Annotated in this window: 10 protein-coding genes; all 10 read right to left on the bottom strand. The window is 74.9% G+C overall.

Annotation, left to right across the window (positions count from 1 at the left end):
* Nucleotides 1–189: 189 nt before the first annotated feature.
* Complete coding sequence (locus tag ABZ495_RS12055) at nucleotides 190–1557, bottom strand: TIR-like protein FxsC (RefSeq protein WP_359803791.1); 1368 nt, start codon at nucleotides 1555–1557, stop codon at nucleotides 190–192.
* Between the two features lie 209 nt (nucleotides 1558–1766).
* The gene (locus tag ABZ495_RS12050; protein ID WP_359835558.1) at nucleotides 1767–2477 is read right to left on the bottom strand and encodes an AAC(3) family N-acetyltransferase; all 711 of its coding nucleotides are present in this window, start codon (nucleotides 2475–2477) and stop codon (nucleotides 1767–1769) included.
* Nucleotides 2478–2612: 135 nt separating this feature from the next.
* Nucleotides 2613–5000: an FxsB family cyclophane-forming radical SAM/SPASM peptide maturase gene (locus tag ABZ495_RS12045; RefSeq protein ID WP_359835556.1), complete on the bottom strand. Its 2388-nt coding sequence runs from the start codon at nucleotides 4998–5000 to the stop codon at nucleotides 2613–2615.
* Nucleotides 5001–5061: 61 nt separating this feature from the next.
* Nucleotides 5062–5247, bottom strand: a complete 186-nt coding sequence (gene fxsA / locus ABZ495_RS12040; RefSeq protein ID WP_329489205.1) for an FxSxx-COOH cyclophane-containing RiPP peptide — start codon at nucleotides 5245–5247, stop codon at nucleotides 5062–5064.
* 466 nt (nucleotides 5248–5713) lie between these two features.
* Nucleotides 5714–6751 carry an HEXXH motif-containing putative peptide modification protein gene (locus ABZ495_RS12035; protein ID WP_359803794.1) on the bottom strand — a complete coding sequence of 346 codons (1038 nt, stop codon included), beginning with the start codon at nucleotides 6749–6751 and terminating at the stop codon, nucleotides 5714–5716.
* 3 nt (nucleotides 6752–6754) lie between these two features.
* Nucleotides 6755–7927, bottom strand: a complete 1173-nt coding sequence (locus ABZ495_RS12030; RefSeq protein WP_359835554.1) for an FxsB family cyclophane-forming radical SAM/SPASM peptide maturase — start codon at nucleotides 7925–7927, stop codon at nucleotides 6755–6757.
* A 44-nt stretch (nucleotides 7928–7971) separates the two neighbouring features.
* Nucleotides 7972–11985, bottom strand: coding sequence for an FxSxx-COOH system tetratricopeptide repeat protein (fxsT, locus tag ABZ495_RS12025; RefSeq protein ID WP_359803796.1), 4014 nt, complete (start codon nucleotides 11983–11985; stop codon nucleotides 7972–7974).
* Complete coding sequence (locus ABZ495_RS12020; RefSeq protein WP_352291451.1) at nucleotides 11975–13312, bottom strand: TIR-like protein FxsC; 1338 nt, start codon at nucleotides 13310–13312, stop codon at nucleotides 11975–11977. The genes fxsT and ABZ495_RS12020 overlap by 11 nt, the downstream gene beginning before the upstream one ends.
* Nucleotides 13313–13418: 106 nt before the next feature.
* Complete coding sequence (gene fxsA, locus ABZ495_RS12015) at nucleotides 13419–13604, bottom strand: FxSxx-COOH cyclophane-containing RiPP peptide (protein WP_329489200.1); 186 nt, start codon at nucleotides 13602–13604, stop codon at nucleotides 13419–13421.
* A gap of 200 nt (nucleotides 13605–13804) precedes the next feature.
* Nucleotides 13805–14437, bottom strand: a complete 633-nt coding sequence (pdxH, locus tag ABZ495_RS12010; RefSeq protein WP_329492207.1) for a pyridoxamine 5'-phosphate oxidase — start codon at nucleotides 14435–14437, stop codon at nucleotides 13805–13807.
* Between the last annotated feature and the right edge of the window lie 109 nt (nucleotides 14438–14546).

Genomic DNA, 14546 nt, shown 5'->3' with positions numbered 1-14546 from the left:
CGCGCCGCCCCCGATGATCCGCTCGCTGCGCTCGCTCACACGCCCACCCCGCCGCACTCGACAGCCGCCTCACGAGACGCGCCGCCCCCGATGATCCGCTCGCTGCGCTCGCTCACACGCCCACCCCGCCGCACTCGACAGCCGCCTCACGAGACGCGCCGCCCCCGATGATTCGCTCGCTGCGCTCGCTCATGTGATTCCTCCCCCGGGCGGCGTCCCGTGGTCCGGGCGGTCGCCTAAGTCGCTGGCTGAGTGGTCGTCGTCGCCGAAGGGAGCGGGGCCCGGCCCGTCCCGGCCGCGTCCCTGGCGGAAGGCGTCGCGCAGATTGGGCCGCGGTGGTGCCGGTTCGTCGGGCTCGGTCCTGGTCCGGCCCTCGAACGCGTACTTGGCCTTCATCGCGGCCCGCGGCAGCGCGTCGTCGAACTCCTCCAGACTGCCCAGCCCGGGGGTCCCGCCGACGGCGCCGAGGAAGCTCGGCCGGGCCGACCGGTGGGTGATCCGCAGTATCTGGTCGCTGAGTTCGCCCATCTCCCGGTGCCGCTCCACGCAGTCCGGGTCGTCCTGGTTCCACGGCTCCAGGACGCTCACCCAGGTGGAGTCGGAGCGGTCGAAGCGGCGGACCAGCTCGCGCCGCCGCTCGTCCTGGAGCGCCCAGCGGTCCAGCAGCAGCAGGCCGGGGGCGCTGGGTTCACTGCCCGCGATGATCGCCTCGGCCTCGTCGTCGAACTCGTGCACGGTGGCCTGGAACCCCAGCTGCCGGGCGAGGCGGACGGCGTGCTCGGCGAGCGGGCGGGTGGCGGCGGGCCGGTAGGGGTGCCAGTCGGTCCGCTTGGCACCGTAGTAGTCGGGGTTGCGGTCGCCCGGCAGCTCGCCCCGGTGGTAGGAGAGCACGGAGATCCGCAGCTGCTTGGTGGGCGCGGTGACGTCGAACGCGCTGGGCAGGGAGTTGAAGTCCAGTCGGCGCCCGACCGGGATCACCGTCTCCTCCGCCACCTCCACGATCCGCCGGGCCAGCCGGTGCACGGCGAGCTCGTAGGCGGAGCGGAAGTAGGTGAGCTTCATCAGCGCGTAGAGGCCCTCGGTGGCGTAGTCCGGCCCGAAACTGGTGTGGTTGAACTGGAGTTCGCTCGCCACCCGGGGCAGCCGGTAGCGGCTCATCGGCGCCCAGAGCACCGGGACGATCCCGCTGGTCCGCTCCGAGTCGAGGTTCGCCGGGTACACGGGGCGGCGGGTGAAGGAGTGCCACTCCTGGCCGCACGGAACGCTGTTGAAGTAGCGCGGCGAGTACAGCGGCACGAAGACCCGGCAGGTGGCCAGCTCCTCGGAGAGCCGCTCGGCCCACAACTCCCCCTGGTGCATGGACTCGTCCATGAAACCGACCGGGACTCCCGCCGGCACCGTGGTGAGCTGGAGCACCGCCTCGCAGAGGTCCCGGTACAGCTGCCGCACCCAGTGGTTGGGATCCCCCGCACCGCGTGCCCCCGATCTCGGGGTGTGGGCGTAACTGAGGAAGAAGTACGGCCGGGCGGCGTCCTCGTCCCAGCCATGGTCGTTCACACGCGCCTCCCCCTGGCCCGCCGGCAACCTCTTTACCGCGAGTCCCCGTACGCGGGGCTTCAGTGTAGGAACGACTGCGGGACTAATGGAATAGCACCTCGCCCCGCACGAATTGACATGACCGAAACGAACCGGGTGCGACGGCGGCCCGGCCCGGGGGCCGCGCCACGGCGCGCCCGGCGGTCAGGGCCGCCGCTCAGGTCCGCCGCTCAGGCGCGGGAGCGGCGGAGGATCCGCTCGGCGAGGTCGACGGCCTCGCGGACCGGGACGAGCCGGCACGGCGCGCCGCCGATCTCCCCCGCGGTCACGCCCTCGGCCTCGCGGAGGACCTGTGCGCCCAGCGCGCCGAAGTGGAGGTCGTCGAGCTCGGGGGCCTTGAAGGAGATCCAGCCCTCCGCGCCGCGGCAGCGGTACTCGCGCAGCGGGACGTCGGGCATCCGCAGGTCCGCCAGGTGGAAGGCGGTGAAGTTGGCCATCGGGACGCCCAGCATCAGCACCCGGGCGTCGAGGTCGTAGAGCCGGCCGAGGGGGGAGTCCGGGCCCAGGTGGCAGTCGTACGGGTGCCGTTCGGTGATCCGCCGGGCGTGCCGGCCGATGGCGGCCCAGGAGGTCTGGGGGTGGCGGCTGCGGTGGGCGTCCCGGTGGGTGCGGATCGCCTCCGAGAGGGCTCCCATGGTCGGGGAGCAGGGGGTGGTGGCCGGGTCGAAGGGCGGCATCAGGGCGCGGTAGGCGGCGACCTCGGCGGGCGAGAGGCCGGCGGTGGCGGTGGCGTGGATGCGGGAGGTGGCCGAGTTCTCGGGGGTGGCCGTGTACCCGACCAGGGTGCCGCGGTCGCCGACCGCCGCCAGCAGCGCCGCCACGACCGCCGCGGCCCCGCCCGCCACCGGGCCGAGCGACCGCAGCGACGCCTGGACGTGCACGACCGCGCCGGGGCGGACCCCGAGGGCCGTGACGTGCTCGGTCAGCCGGGCCTCGGTGAGGGCACGGAGTTCGGTGAGGATGACGGCTCCCCGGGGGTGAGGGCGGCGGACGGTGGACGCGGGCGGGGGGGAGGCTCAGCCGCCGGCCATCGCGCGCTCCTCCCGGGCCAGCCTGGCCGCCCGCTCGGCGGCGTCGGGCAGCGCCACCGCGAGCCAGGGGGCGACCGCCGCCCGCATGCCGTCCGCGAAGCGCAGGCCGAGCGCGGTCAGCGAGCCGGACCCGGCCAGCCGTTCGACCGCCTCCGCGGTGTACTGCCGCCAGAGCGCGAACTGCAGCCGCGCCCGGTCGGCGGCCTCACCCGGCAGGCCGTCGTACGCGAGCGTGCGGGTGCCCCAGTACTCGGTGACGGCCAGATGGGCGTAGGTGCCCTGGAAGAGGCCTTCGAGCGGCCTCGGGTCGGGCCGCCAGGGGGCGAGGTACAGCGTGTCGTCGTTCCGGTCGTACAGGTCCAGCAGGTCCAGCACCGCGCCGAGCTTCACGTGCTGGAACTCGTGCGCGAGCAGCAGGGCGAGGGTCGGCGCGGTGGCGGGCCGGGCGATGGCGACCACCCCGAACGCCTGCCGGGCGGCCGAACTGACGTCCCGCCCGGCCGGGCCCGGGCGCAGCGGGGTGATCGCCGTCAGCCCCACCCGGATGCCGTCCGCGTACCCCGGCAGGTCGTGCCCGAGCAGCTCCCAGGCCTCGCGCAGCGCACCGGTCCAGTGGAGCAGTTCGCCGTCCGGCAGCCGCTCCGCCACGGCGTGGTCGTGGCTGTCGCGCAGCGGGTCGACGTCCTCCAGCGCGACGGTCCACCCCCCGGCCAGCCGGATCCGCCGCAGCGGCTCGTCCAGGGCCGTGCGCACCGACCCGTCGGCCGCCCGGACGGTGAACCCGTCGGCCCGGCCGGTGACGACCGCCTCCCCGTCGGGGAGGGCGATCCGCCCGAGCGTCGGCAGGTGCAGCCACCCGCCGCGCACCGGTACGGCGACGGCGTCGCCCCGCCCGGCCCGCACCGCCGCGGCGGCGGCCAGGCCCGCCAGCGGGCCCAGCCCGGTCCCCAGGTCGCCGGCCAGCTGCCGGGCGGCCCAGGCGCGGGCGTACGGGTGGGCGAGCACGGTGTAGACGGCGGCCGGAGCGGCGGCGTCCAGCTCGGACAGCAGCGCCCACGCCTCCGGACGCCCCTGGCCCGAGGCGTCCCAGGCGGCGGCCAGCATCGCCCGGGTGAGGGCGAGCTGGGAGCGGCCCAGCGCGCGCACGGTGTCCGCGCCGCCGTATCCGCGGGCGAGTTCGTCGAGCTGCGCCGGGGCGAGCGCCGCCGGCACGACCGGTGCGGCGACCTGGGCCGGCAGGGCGACCGGCCCGCTCCGCGCCGTGATGCCGTTGATGAGCGTCATGAGGTCCCCGCAGTAGACGGAGGGGTTGTCGAAGCCGCCGCCACCATCGTGGCCCCGATAGCGGTGGGCGTACAGGCCGCCTCCGCAGGTGCGCACGACGGGACAGCCGCGGCAGGTGGCGGCGAGCCCGGCCAGGCCGGACTGGCGGGCGACGATGCCGGGGTGCCGGGCGACGTCGTCGAGGCTGTGCGCGAACACGTCGAAGCCGGTCGCGGGGGCGCCGTCGAACGCGGTCTTGAGGCTGTCGACCTGCTCGAAGGTGCCGTCGGTCTCCAGCACGACCAGGTCGGACGGCTCCAGGCCGAGCGACTCGGTGAGGCTGGTGAACCCGCGCAGCGTCCGGTGCACCGACTCGAAGGTACGGACGGCGAAGCGCCGCCCGTCGGCCTCCCAGTGGTCGTGCACGGCGAGCAGCCAGTCGGCGTACGGGTGCTCGCCCCGGCCGGCGGGGCGTTTCGGCGGATCGTCCCAGGTGGCGTGCGGCAGCAGGAAGTCGACCGCGGGGGGCTGGAGTTCGGCCAGCGCGCGGTAGACGGCCACCGGGTCGTTCTCGACATCGATGGTGCAGAGCAGTCCGGCGTAGAGGTGCTGGAACTCCGGTTCGCGCAGCAGTGCCACGGCCCGCAGCACCTGGGGGTGGCTGCTGCGCCCGTCGGCGAACCGGCGGTGCCGGTCGTTGGCGGCCCGGTCGCCGTCCAGCGAGATGCCCACCCCGACGCCCAGCTCGGCGAACAGGGAGCAGAATTCACGGTTCAGCAGGACGCCGTTGGTGTGGATGCGCAGGTCGAGGGCGCACCCGGGCGGGAGCGCCGCCCGGAGCGCCTCGGCCACCCCGCGCAGCCGGTCCGGGCCGGCGAGCAGGGGTTCTCCCCCGTGCAGGACGACCCGGACGCCGGGCAGCCGGTGCGCGGCCGCGTGCGCGCCGATCCGTTCGGCGGCCTTGGCCAGGACCTCGTCGCCGATGACCTTCGGCCGGGTGCGCCAACTGGTGTCCGCGTGCTCGTAGACATAGCAGTGGTCGCAGGCGAGGTCGCAGCGACTGTGCACCTTGACCACGAATTGCGAGAAAGGCAGCGGAATTCGCTTCATCGTAGATCTGGTGAATTCGGGCCCGGTCGGACGGAAATCCGGTCCGGCATTCCCGGACCGGTCAGATCGAGGAATTGAAGGCGGCGACCGCGACGCGACCGGCTTCCGCGCCGGGCAGGGCGCGCTGCAGTCGGGCGGCGAGCTCCTCCGCGCCGAGGGCGGCGAGTGCGGCGAGCGAGGGGCCTCGGTCCAGGTCCTGGGGGTCCGTCAGCTCGGTGCCTGGCCTGGTGCTGATTACCGGTGTCATATTCGTTCCTTAGGCGCGGTTAGGACCTGCCGGGGGTGGGTAAGCCACCCGATTGCGACCAATGTAGTGCCAGCGCGACGTCCGCGCGGCACCTTGCGGTCTCAAGTTGGTCTCCACGCCCGGTCGACGCCCTGTGGCGGCGCCCGAAGCCTCAAGAATTCACCCGTCCGGCGGTCGCGCACTTCGCCGTGGCGCGCGCCGAAGCGTTCCCTCGGCCCTTGCGGCGACTCGGCGGCCCCGGTTCCTCGCCGCCGCCGCCCACCGGGGCGCCCGGCGGGTCGCCCGCGGCCCGGACGCCGGTAAGCCCCGGCGCGGCCCACGCGGGGCACGGCTCCCGGGGGCCCCGCGACGGGCCGGCCGAACGCCTGAGCGTTCGTCAATAACATTTCTCTTGTTCATTCTTACGGCAATCATCACTACCGCGCGACAGACCGGTGCCCCGCCGTAACGCGGGGCGACCCGCACGCTATCGAGGACCGTCCAATTCGCGTACGGTGCGCACGAGTTCCTCGGTGAACTCGCGGCCGTGCCCGGTGAGCTCCGCGCTGTCCAGCAGGGTGGCGCCCGCGGTCAGGGCGTGGCCGCGCCACCGGGTGAACTCCCCGGCGGCGCGGCCCGTGTCCCCCGCGCCGGCGGCCAGCTCGGCGCACCAGAAGTCCACCACCCCGAGGTGCGCGTAGGTGCCCTGCAGCAGGGCACCGACCGGGCGCGGGTCGGGGCGCCAGGGAGCGTGGTGGACGGCGGCGCCGTTGGGGTGGTGCAGCGGCACGAGGTCGAGCAGCGCGCCGAGTTGGAGGTGCAGGAACTCGTGTGCCAGGGCGAGCGCGAGCAGCACCGGATCCCCCGGTCGCGAGGCCGCCACCGCGCCGAACGCCCGGCGGGCGGCGGCGCTGACCGCCTCGCCGCCCGGGGCCGGGCGCAGCGGGACGATCGTGGTGACGCAGGCCGCGACGGCCTCCGCGTACGGCCGGTGGCGGCGCACCAGGACCTGCCAGGCGAGGGCCAGTTCGGTGCGCCAGTGGGCGAGTTCCCGCTCGTCGAGGGGCCCGGCCGGCGGCCGGCCGTAGTCCACCCGGCGCGGCCCGGCGTGGTCGATCGCCGGCGTCCACCGCAGCCCGTCGCACTCCAGCCGGAGCGGCTCGCCCGGCGCGGCCCGGAGAAACTCCGCCAGCCCGTCCAGCCGGACGGTCTCACCCGCCGCGCGGGCGCGCAGCCGGTCGGCCGCCCAGGCGTCCAGCTCCGGCCGCAACAGCACCTCCTCCCACCGTGCCCGGTCGGCCCGTTGCGACGCCCGGAGCTCGGCGTAGGCCGCCTGGTAGGCGGTGTCCTCGGGCGCCGCCCGCCGCAGGGCCAGGAGCAGCAGCGCGCGTTTGCTCAGCTGTCCGGCGCGCAGCAGCCGGACAGCCTCCGGCCCGCCGCGCGCGGCCGCGATCGCCCGGAAGGTCGCCCGGTCCACCCCGTGCCGGGGCAGTCCGTCCGTCGTCCGCCCACCCGTACCCGCCACCGGTCATCCTCCTCGCGTCGCAGCGGCCGTGTCCGCCCGCAGCCTCCCCGCGATGTGGCGGATCAGCCGGTCCAGGTCCGCGCAGTACACGGACGGGTGAGCGAAGCCGCCCCCGGCGTCCGGCCCGGGGTAGCGGTGCGCGTACAGGCCGCCTCCGCACACGCGGACCAGCGGGCAGGCCGCGCAGACCGGCCCGAGCCCGTCGAGGCCGCGCTGGCGGCCCCGGAACGCCGGGTGGGCGGCGGCCTCGCCGAAGCCGTGCCGGAACACGTCCAGCCCCGTCCCGGCGGCGCCGTCGGCCACCACCTTGAGGCTGTCGGCCTGTTCGATCGTGCCGTCCGTCTCGACCACCACGAGGTCCACGGGGGCCAGCCCGACCGCCTCGCTGGCCGCGCGGCCGCCGAGCAGCAGCACCGCCAGCTCCTCGAAGAGCCGTACCCCGGTCTCCCGCCGCGAGGCGCCGTACCAGCGGTCGAAGGCGGCGATCAGCCACTCCCCGTACGGCGCCGCGTCCTCGCCCGAGGGCGGGCGGGTCGGCAGCGACCGCCGCACCCCGGCCGGCTGGGCCGCCCAGGTCCCGTGCGGCAGCAGCAGATCGACGCGCGGCGGCGCGAACTCCAGCAGCGCCTCGTAGGTGGCGACCGGATCGGCGGCGAGGTCCACCACGCAGAGCAGCCCGGCGAACAGCTCCCGGTGCCGGTCCGAACCCAGCAGCCGCAGCGCCCGGGCCGTCCGCTCCCAGCTGCCGCCGCCGGACGGCAGCCGCCGGTGCCGGTCGTGGTCGGGGGCGGCGCCGTCCAGCGACACCCCGACGGCGACCCGGTGCCGGTGCAGCACCTCCAGCAGCGCCGGCTCGTCCAGCAGCCGAAGTCCGTTGGTCTGCAGGCTGAACCGCACCCTCGGCGCGACTCCGGCCAACTCCGCCAGCAGCGCGTCCAGATGGCCGGCCCCGACGAGCAGCGGCTCACCGCCGTGCAGGATCACCCCGACCTCGTCGAGCCCGCACCCGGCCGCGTGCTCGGCGATCCGCCGGGCCACCCGGCGGACCGTCGCCAGCTCCATCCGGCGCGGCCGCCGGCGCCAACTCTGGTCCGCCGCCTCGTACATGTAGCAGTAGTCGCAGGCCAGGTTGCACCGGCTGTGGACCTTGAGCAGGAACTGGCGGAACGGCACCATGCCCGCGAGCCTAGCCCGCCGCGGACCGGCCACCGCGGTGGAGTTCACACCGACGGCGGCTCGATGTCGGAGTCCAGCCGCAGCCCCGCCTTGACCGCCACCGTGGTCGGATGCTCCTCGCCGAGCGTCTGCCGGGCCCGGCGGATGCAGTCGCCGCGCAGCTGGGCCGCGCGCTCGCCCTCCCCCGCCGCGGCCAGCGACAGCGCCAGGTTGGAGTTGACCCCGATCGAGTCGTAGTGGTCCGGCCCGAGGGTCTCGGCCATCAGCGGCGCCGCCTGCTCCTCGAAGGCCAGCGCGGCCGCCGGCTCCCCGGACAGGACGAGGTCGTTGGCGTGGTTCATCATCGCGATCGGTATGTACAGGTGCTGGTCGCCGAGGACGGCCCGGAACTGCGCCAGGGTGCGCCCGGACAGCTCCCGCGCCTGCGCCGTCCGGCCGGCCAGCCGCAGGTAGACGGAGAGGTTGTTGGCACCGGCCAGCGTGACCGGGTGGTCCTCGCCCAGGTAGTCCCGGTAGCGGGCGAGGGCGCGCTCGGCGAGCTGGATGGCCCGGTCGGTGTCGCCGAGCGCGCTGAGGTCGCTGGCCAGGTTGGTGGCGGCCGCCAGGGTGTCGGGGTGCTCGGCGCCGTTGATGTCCAGGTAGCGCTGGTAGATGTCCTCGTCGATCTCCAGCGCCTCGTTGTACCGGCCGGCCCGGCGCAGCGCCACGGCGAGGTTCTTGCGGGCGCGCAGGGTGTCGGTGTGGCCGTCGCCGATGGTCTGCTGGTAGATCCGGACGGTCTCCTCCAGCAGGTCCAGGGCCTCCCGCAGCCGCCCGGTCTCGCGCAGGTCGCGGGCGTAGTTGGAGGCGGAGGACAGCGCGTAGAGGCTGTGCGCCCCGAGGGCGTCGCGCTGCTGGAGGTAGTTGCTGCGGTGGCGCTCCAGGGCGGCCCGGCGGTCGCCGGCGAGGTAGTCGGAGACCGCCAGGTTGTTGGTGATCATGAGGGTGCGCGGGTGGTCCGGGCCGAGGGTTCGGCGGGCCGCGTCCAGGGTCCTGCGGTCGCGCGCCCTGGCCTCCTCGTACCGGCCGAGGAACCGCAGGTCGGCGCCGAGGCTGTTGGCGACGGCGAGGGTGTGCGAGTGCTCGGGGCCGAGCGTGGCGGTGAAGCGGTCCAGGATGTCCTGGTCCATCGCGTACGCCTCGTGCAGGGCGCCCTGGGAGCGGCGGATGTTGCTGAGCTGGGTGCGCAGCATCAGGGTCTGGGCGTCGTTCTCGGCGTCGAAGCCGGCGCCGCCGTAGTCCTCCTGGCGCCAGATCTCCAGGGTGCGCTCGGCGAGGTCGCGGCCGGACTCGTGCAGGCTGCGCTTCCACTGGTAGCGGACCGAGTCGATGATCCACTGCCGGACGTCCTCGTCACCGCTGCCGGCCGCGCCGGAGGGCCACAGGTGCGGCAGGAGTTCGGCGTACTGCGGCCAGTTCGCGGGGATGTCCGGGTCACCGGGGTTCGCGGTGGCGAGGGCGGCGTGCACCACCGCCCGCAGCCCGGTCCGCTGATCCTCGTCGACCTGGTCCCGCAGGACGGCCTGGACCAGCCGGTGCACGGTGATGGTCTCGCTGCCCTGGTCGGTGCGGGCCAGGCCGAACCGGTTGATGGCGCGCAGGAACTCGCCGATCGCCAGCTTGTCGCGGGGCGCGCGCGGCGGCAGCCGCAGCGCGTGGGTGACGGCCCGGCTGTAGAGCAGCCGCATCGGGATGGCGTCGGGCCCGAAGAACGCGCAGATCTCCAGGATCTGGGCGGCGGGGCCGTTCATCCGGCGCAGCTCCTCGACCGAGATCCGCCAGGTGGCGGCGGCCGAGTGCGGGTACTCGGCGGTGCGCAGCCGGGTGCGCTCCAGCATCTCGGTGAGCTCTTCGTCGAGCAGTTCCAGGTAGGTGGCGATCGGCATCGAGGTCTCCTGCAGCCAGACCGCGGCCTGGCCGACGGCGAGCGGCAGGTCGCCGAGCCGGTGCGCGACCTGGTCGGCGTCGTCCGGGGCGAGGCCGCCGTTGAAGCGGCGCAGCAGCCGGACGCTCTCCTCCCGGGTGAAGACGTCGACCTCGACCAGGCCGGCGTGCTTGGACCAGCCCTGGTTGCGCGAGGTGATCAGCACGTGCCCGCCGGAGGAGCCGGCCGGCAGCCAGGGCGCCAGCTCCTCGGGGGTGCCGGCGTTGTCGTAGACCAGCAGCCAGCGGCGGTACGGCTCGCCGCGGCGCAGCGCGTCCAGCACCGCGACGGCGGTGTGGGCGACGTCGTCGCTGCTCTGCACGCCGATCCGGGGGGCGAGTTCGGCGAGCTTCTGCGGGATGTTGGCGGGCTCCTCGGCGGGCACCCACCAGATCACGTCGTAGGCGGCCTTGAAGCGGTGCGCGTACTCGGCGGCGATCTGCGACTTGCCGGCGCCGCCGAAGCCGTAGAGCACCTGGCTGAGCACCGCGCCGGGGCCGCCGGTGAAGCGGTTGCGGAGCAGCTCCAGCAGCCGGCCGCGCCCGGTGAAGGAGGCGTTGCGCGAGGGCGCCTCCTGGATCTTGGGCGCGGTGCCGGGGAAGCGCGAGGGGGCGGCGTGCTCCCCGCTGTCCCCGTCCGGCCGGCTGCTGCTGCCCGGCGGCGGCCCGAGCTCGCTGTACAGCTGGGACTCGGCGAGCACGGCCGAGGAGCGGACCAGGTCGGGGACGGCCGGGCCGACGAACGGGCGGGGCACCGGCTCGTCCGAGTCCTGCAGCCGCAGCGCCACCAGGGCCGGCGAGCCGGAGCTCAGTTCGCGCCCGCTGAGGAGCTGCCAGGCCTCGGCCGCGCGGGGCAGCGCGGTGTACTCGGGCGAGAGCAGCGCGAGCAGCCGGCCCTGGCCGTCCAGCGGCCCGGCGGCCTCCGGCGGACGGCCGCCGGGGTAGGGCTCGGCGGCGTTGTGCAGGGAGGTCTGGTAGCCGAAGCCGGTGAGGGTGGCGGCGGCCCACTCGGCCCACATCCGGTCCTCGGGGGCGTAGCTGACGAAGACCTGGCGGGGCATGGTGCGGGTGGAGCGCAGGTAGGCGCCGTACAGCCGGCGGCGGGCGTCCCCGGTGAGCGGGCGCAGCGTGCGGACCCGGCCGTCGGTGATCCACCCGGCCAGCCGTTCGAAGGCGTTGAGCAGGCTGCGCGCCTCCTGCGGCCGGTCGGCGACGGTGGCGGGCACCTCCTCGTAGGCGTAGAAGGGCTTGTACGGGACTTCGACATCGCTCCAGTAGGCGGCCCGCCGCTCGGCCCCCAGCCAGCGGCCGAGGTAGGGCGCGAACGCCTCGCGGGCGTAGTCCCGGCCCGCTTCGAGCCGCTCCTGCTCGGCGTCCTCGACCCGCATCGGCACCGGCAGGACGCGGATGGCCCGCTCCTCGGCCTCGGCGATCGTGCGGGCCGCGTCCACGCCGCCGCGGATGTTCTGCGCGCTGAAGGTGAAGCAGTCGACGACGGAGTCGGGCATCAGGACGGTGCAGATGCCCGAGGTGTCGCTGACCCCGGTGCGGCTGTCGATCAGCACGTAGTCGTAGGCCCGGGCCCAGCGGTCGCGCAGTTCGCGCAGGAACTCGCCGCCCCGGATGTCCCGGCCGTGGTAGAAACTGCGCCAGTTGAAGCTGGTGACGGCGGCGGGGTAGGCGGCGTTCTGCCGCCCGGCCGGCAGGAAGTCGAGGCGGCCGCCGGGCGGCAGGTCGAGCGCCAGGCCGCAGATGTAGCCGCCCAGCCGGCCCGGTTCGTCCAGCCAGTCGGCGGGGGCGAGCCCGCCCGGACCGGCGGCGGTGGGCAGCGCCTGCTTGACGTACGCCCGCAGCAGGTCGATCAGGCCGTCGGTGGCGTGCAGTTCGGGGTCGACCAGCAGCGGGTGGTAGTAGCGGTGCAGGCCGGGCGCCTCCAGGTCCCAGTCGACCACCAGGACGCGCAGGCCGCGGCTGGCCAGGATCCAGCCGACGTTGGCCAGGGCCATGGTCCGGCCGGTGCCGCCCTTGAACGAGTAGAAGGTGACGACCGACCCCGGTCCGGTCCGCTCCGGGTCAGTTCCGGGCTCAGTGAACATCGTCCTGTTCCCTCCTCGACGGCACCGCCGCGCCGTCCGGGCTGCGGCGCGGTCCTGGCGGCCCGGCCGGAATGGCCAGCCCGGGCATCGCCGGGGCGGCGTCCTCGCCGTCGGGGCCGAAGCCGAAGGCGGCGCCGTCGACATCGTCCCCCCAATCGAAGTTGTCGTCCATGAGCTTGTTCTGAGCAACCGTCACCATGATGGTGAGGTCCGTGTCAAAGCTCTCCCGGCCCACCGCGACGCGGAACAAGTGCTCCAGGTCGCTCCGGCGCAACCAGTTGCGCCGGAACACGCTGCGCACGCCGGTCCACAGCGCGTCGCGCTCCGGCCCGGCCGGCGGGTCGTCCGTACCGGCCGGCACCATCACGCCGGTGACCGGGTGGTTCTGGTCGTCGTACTCGCGCAGCGCCGGCCGGTAGACCTCGCCGCCGGCCATCCACGGGTCCACCAGCAGCACGCTGACCTGGTTGTCCTCCCGGGCCCGGTCGAGCTTCTCGCCGAGGCCGGGCCCGACCTCCTCCAGGGTGGTGGTGTGCCCGGCGGAGGTGATCACCTGCTGGGCGCGGACCGCCAGCGACGGCTGCGTCGGCGGGTGGTAGGGCGCCCACTGCCACGGCTTGGCCCCGTACCAGCCACCGCGGGACGAGCCGCCCGCCTCGGCGGCGGCGGCGTCGGAGGAGCGGCCGGCGGCGATGAACAGCCGGACCATCCCGGCGGTGGGCGCGGGCCGCATCGACGGCACCACCGGGAAGTAGCCGCGGACGGCGCCGAGGTCGAACTCGGGCAGCTCGCCCAGCCGCCGGGCGGCCGCGTCCCGGATCCGCTCGGCGACCACCCGGACCACCCGCCGGTAGTCGGGGCCGAGCGGGTCGGTGCGCAGCAGGTCGCGCAGGCCCGAACGGGCGTAGGCGTCGCCCATGCCCTGCTGGACGAACTGGATCTTCCGCACCTCGTCCGGCAGCTCCCCCGGCAGGGTCTCCCAGAGCACCGGGATCAGGGCCGGGACGACCTCGCCGGCCAGCTCCTCGTGCCGGCGGACCCGCCCGCGGAACGCCGTCCACTCCTTGCCGCAGTAGAGGCTGGCGAAGTAGGCCGGGGAGTAGAGCGCGACCATGGCCCGGCAGCGGGCCAGCATCTGGGCGAGCTGCTGCTCCCAGTTGTCGCCCAGGCGCAGCCGCTCGGTGTCGCGGTAGGCGAGCTCCTCGGCGCCGGCGGCGGGCTCGATCCGGCCGAGCTCGTCCCGCAGGTCGTTGAAGAACTGGTCGACGAAGGCGTCCCCGGCCTCGTAGTCCCGCCGGGCGTAACTGAAGAAGAAGTACGGCCGCACTGATCCCCCCGGGCCCGACGGTGCCGCGACTGCGCTGCTGTCCTCCCCAGCATGTCGCGAACTCCGCGGTCGCGCCCGGGAGTCGGCGAAGCTCGTGGCTCCGGGACTACAGGGACGACTGGAAGGCCGCGACCGGCTCCGCGCCGGGGGCCAGGACGTCCGCGACCACCCGGCGCAGCAGGTCGCCGAGGACGGTGTCGGGCAGGGCGTCGATCTCGTCCAGCGGCAGGGCGGTGACGTCGACCAGGTCAGAGCCGAGTCCAACGGCGGTTCCCGCACCGGTGACGCCCATCAGTCCCTCACTCGATCTGCTCGGCCCAGCGGGCTGGTGGCCCCGGGGAGTCGACCCGGTCCGCGACGCGCATACTACACCCGCGCATGACGGGCCATCAGCTGTGCTGCGCCGCCGCGCCAGGCCCTTTCCCGGCCGGGGCGGGGTCGACGACACCCGGCGCGGCGGCCACGACGGCGGCGTCGGCCCGCCCCCGGCGGTCAGGGGCAGAGCCGCTCGACCCGCCAGCCGGTCGGCGCCGACGGGTCGGCGAGGAAGCGGAGCCGGTCGTGCAGCCGGTTCTCCCGGCCCTGCCAGAACTCCACGCTCTCCGGGACCACCCGGTACCCGCCCCAGAACGGCGGGACCGGCACCCCCTCGCCCTCCGGGTAGCGGCGCTCCAGCTCCGCGTACCGCTGCTCCAGCACCTCGCGGCTGCCGACCGGGCTGGACTGCTCGCTGGCCCAGGCGCCGAGCTGGGAGCCGTGCGGTCGGGTGCGGAAGTAGGCGGCGGTCTCGTCCCGGCCGACCTTCTCCACCCGGCCCTGCACGATCACCTGGCGGGCCAGCGCCACCCAGGGGAAGAGCAGGGCCGCCTGCGGGTTGACGGCCAGCTCGGTGCCCTTGCGGGAGCCGTAGTTGGTGAAGAACACGAAGCCGCGCCGGTCGAAGCCCTTCAGCAGCACCGTGCGCGAGCTCGGCCGCCCCCCGGCGTCGGCGGTGGAGAGCACCATCGCGTTGGGTTCCACCACGCCGGCGTCGTCCGCCTCGTGGAACCAGCGGGTGAACTGGGTGACCGGGTCGGCCGCGAGCTGCCCCTCGACCAGGCCCTCGTGGGTGTAGTGCTTGCGCATCACGGTGAGGTCCGGCCCGGGCCGGGCCTCCTCGGCCAGGATCCGGGAGGCGGGGCTCGGGGGCGTCGACTGGGCGCGTTCCGGGGTCTGCACGTCAACATCATCCCGT

This window comes from Kitasatospora sp. NPDC005748, assembly GCF_040630735.1.
Taxonomy (GTDB): domain Bacteria; phylum Actinomycetota; class Actinomycetes; order Streptomycetales; family Streptomycetaceae; genus Kitasatospora.
The sequence above is the reverse complement of the archived record's forward strand: the minus strand, read 5'-3'. Positions and strand labels throughout refer to the sequence as shown.

What these genes read in the sequence shown, in the direction of transcription:
- ABZ495_RS12045 (WP_359835556.1), bottom strand. Translation starts at nt 5,000, where the DNA reads ATGAAGCGAATTCCGCTGCCTTTCTCGCAATTCGTGGTCAAGGTGCAC.
- fxsA (WP_329489205.1), bottom strand. Translation starts at nt 5,247, where the DNA reads ATGACACCGGTAATCAGCACCAGGCCAGGCACCGAGCTGACGGACCCC.
- ABZ495_RS12030 (WP_359835554.1), bottom strand. Translation starts at nt 7,927, where the DNA reads ATGGTGCCGTTCCGCCAGTTCCTGCTCAAGGTCCACAGCCGGTGCAAC.
- fxsT (WP_359803796.1), bottom strand. Translation starts at nt 11,985, where the DNA reads ATGTTCACTGAGCCCGGAACTGACCCGGAGCGGACCGGACCGGGGTCG.
- fxsA (WP_329489200.1), bottom strand. Translation starts at nt 13,604, where the DNA reads ATGGGCGTCACCGGTGCGGGAACCGCCGTTGGACTCGGCTCTGACCTG.
- pdxH (WP_329492207.1), bottom strand. Translation starts at nt 14,437, where the DNA reads ATGCGCAAGCACTACACCCACGAGGGCCTGGTCGAGGGGCAGCTCGCG.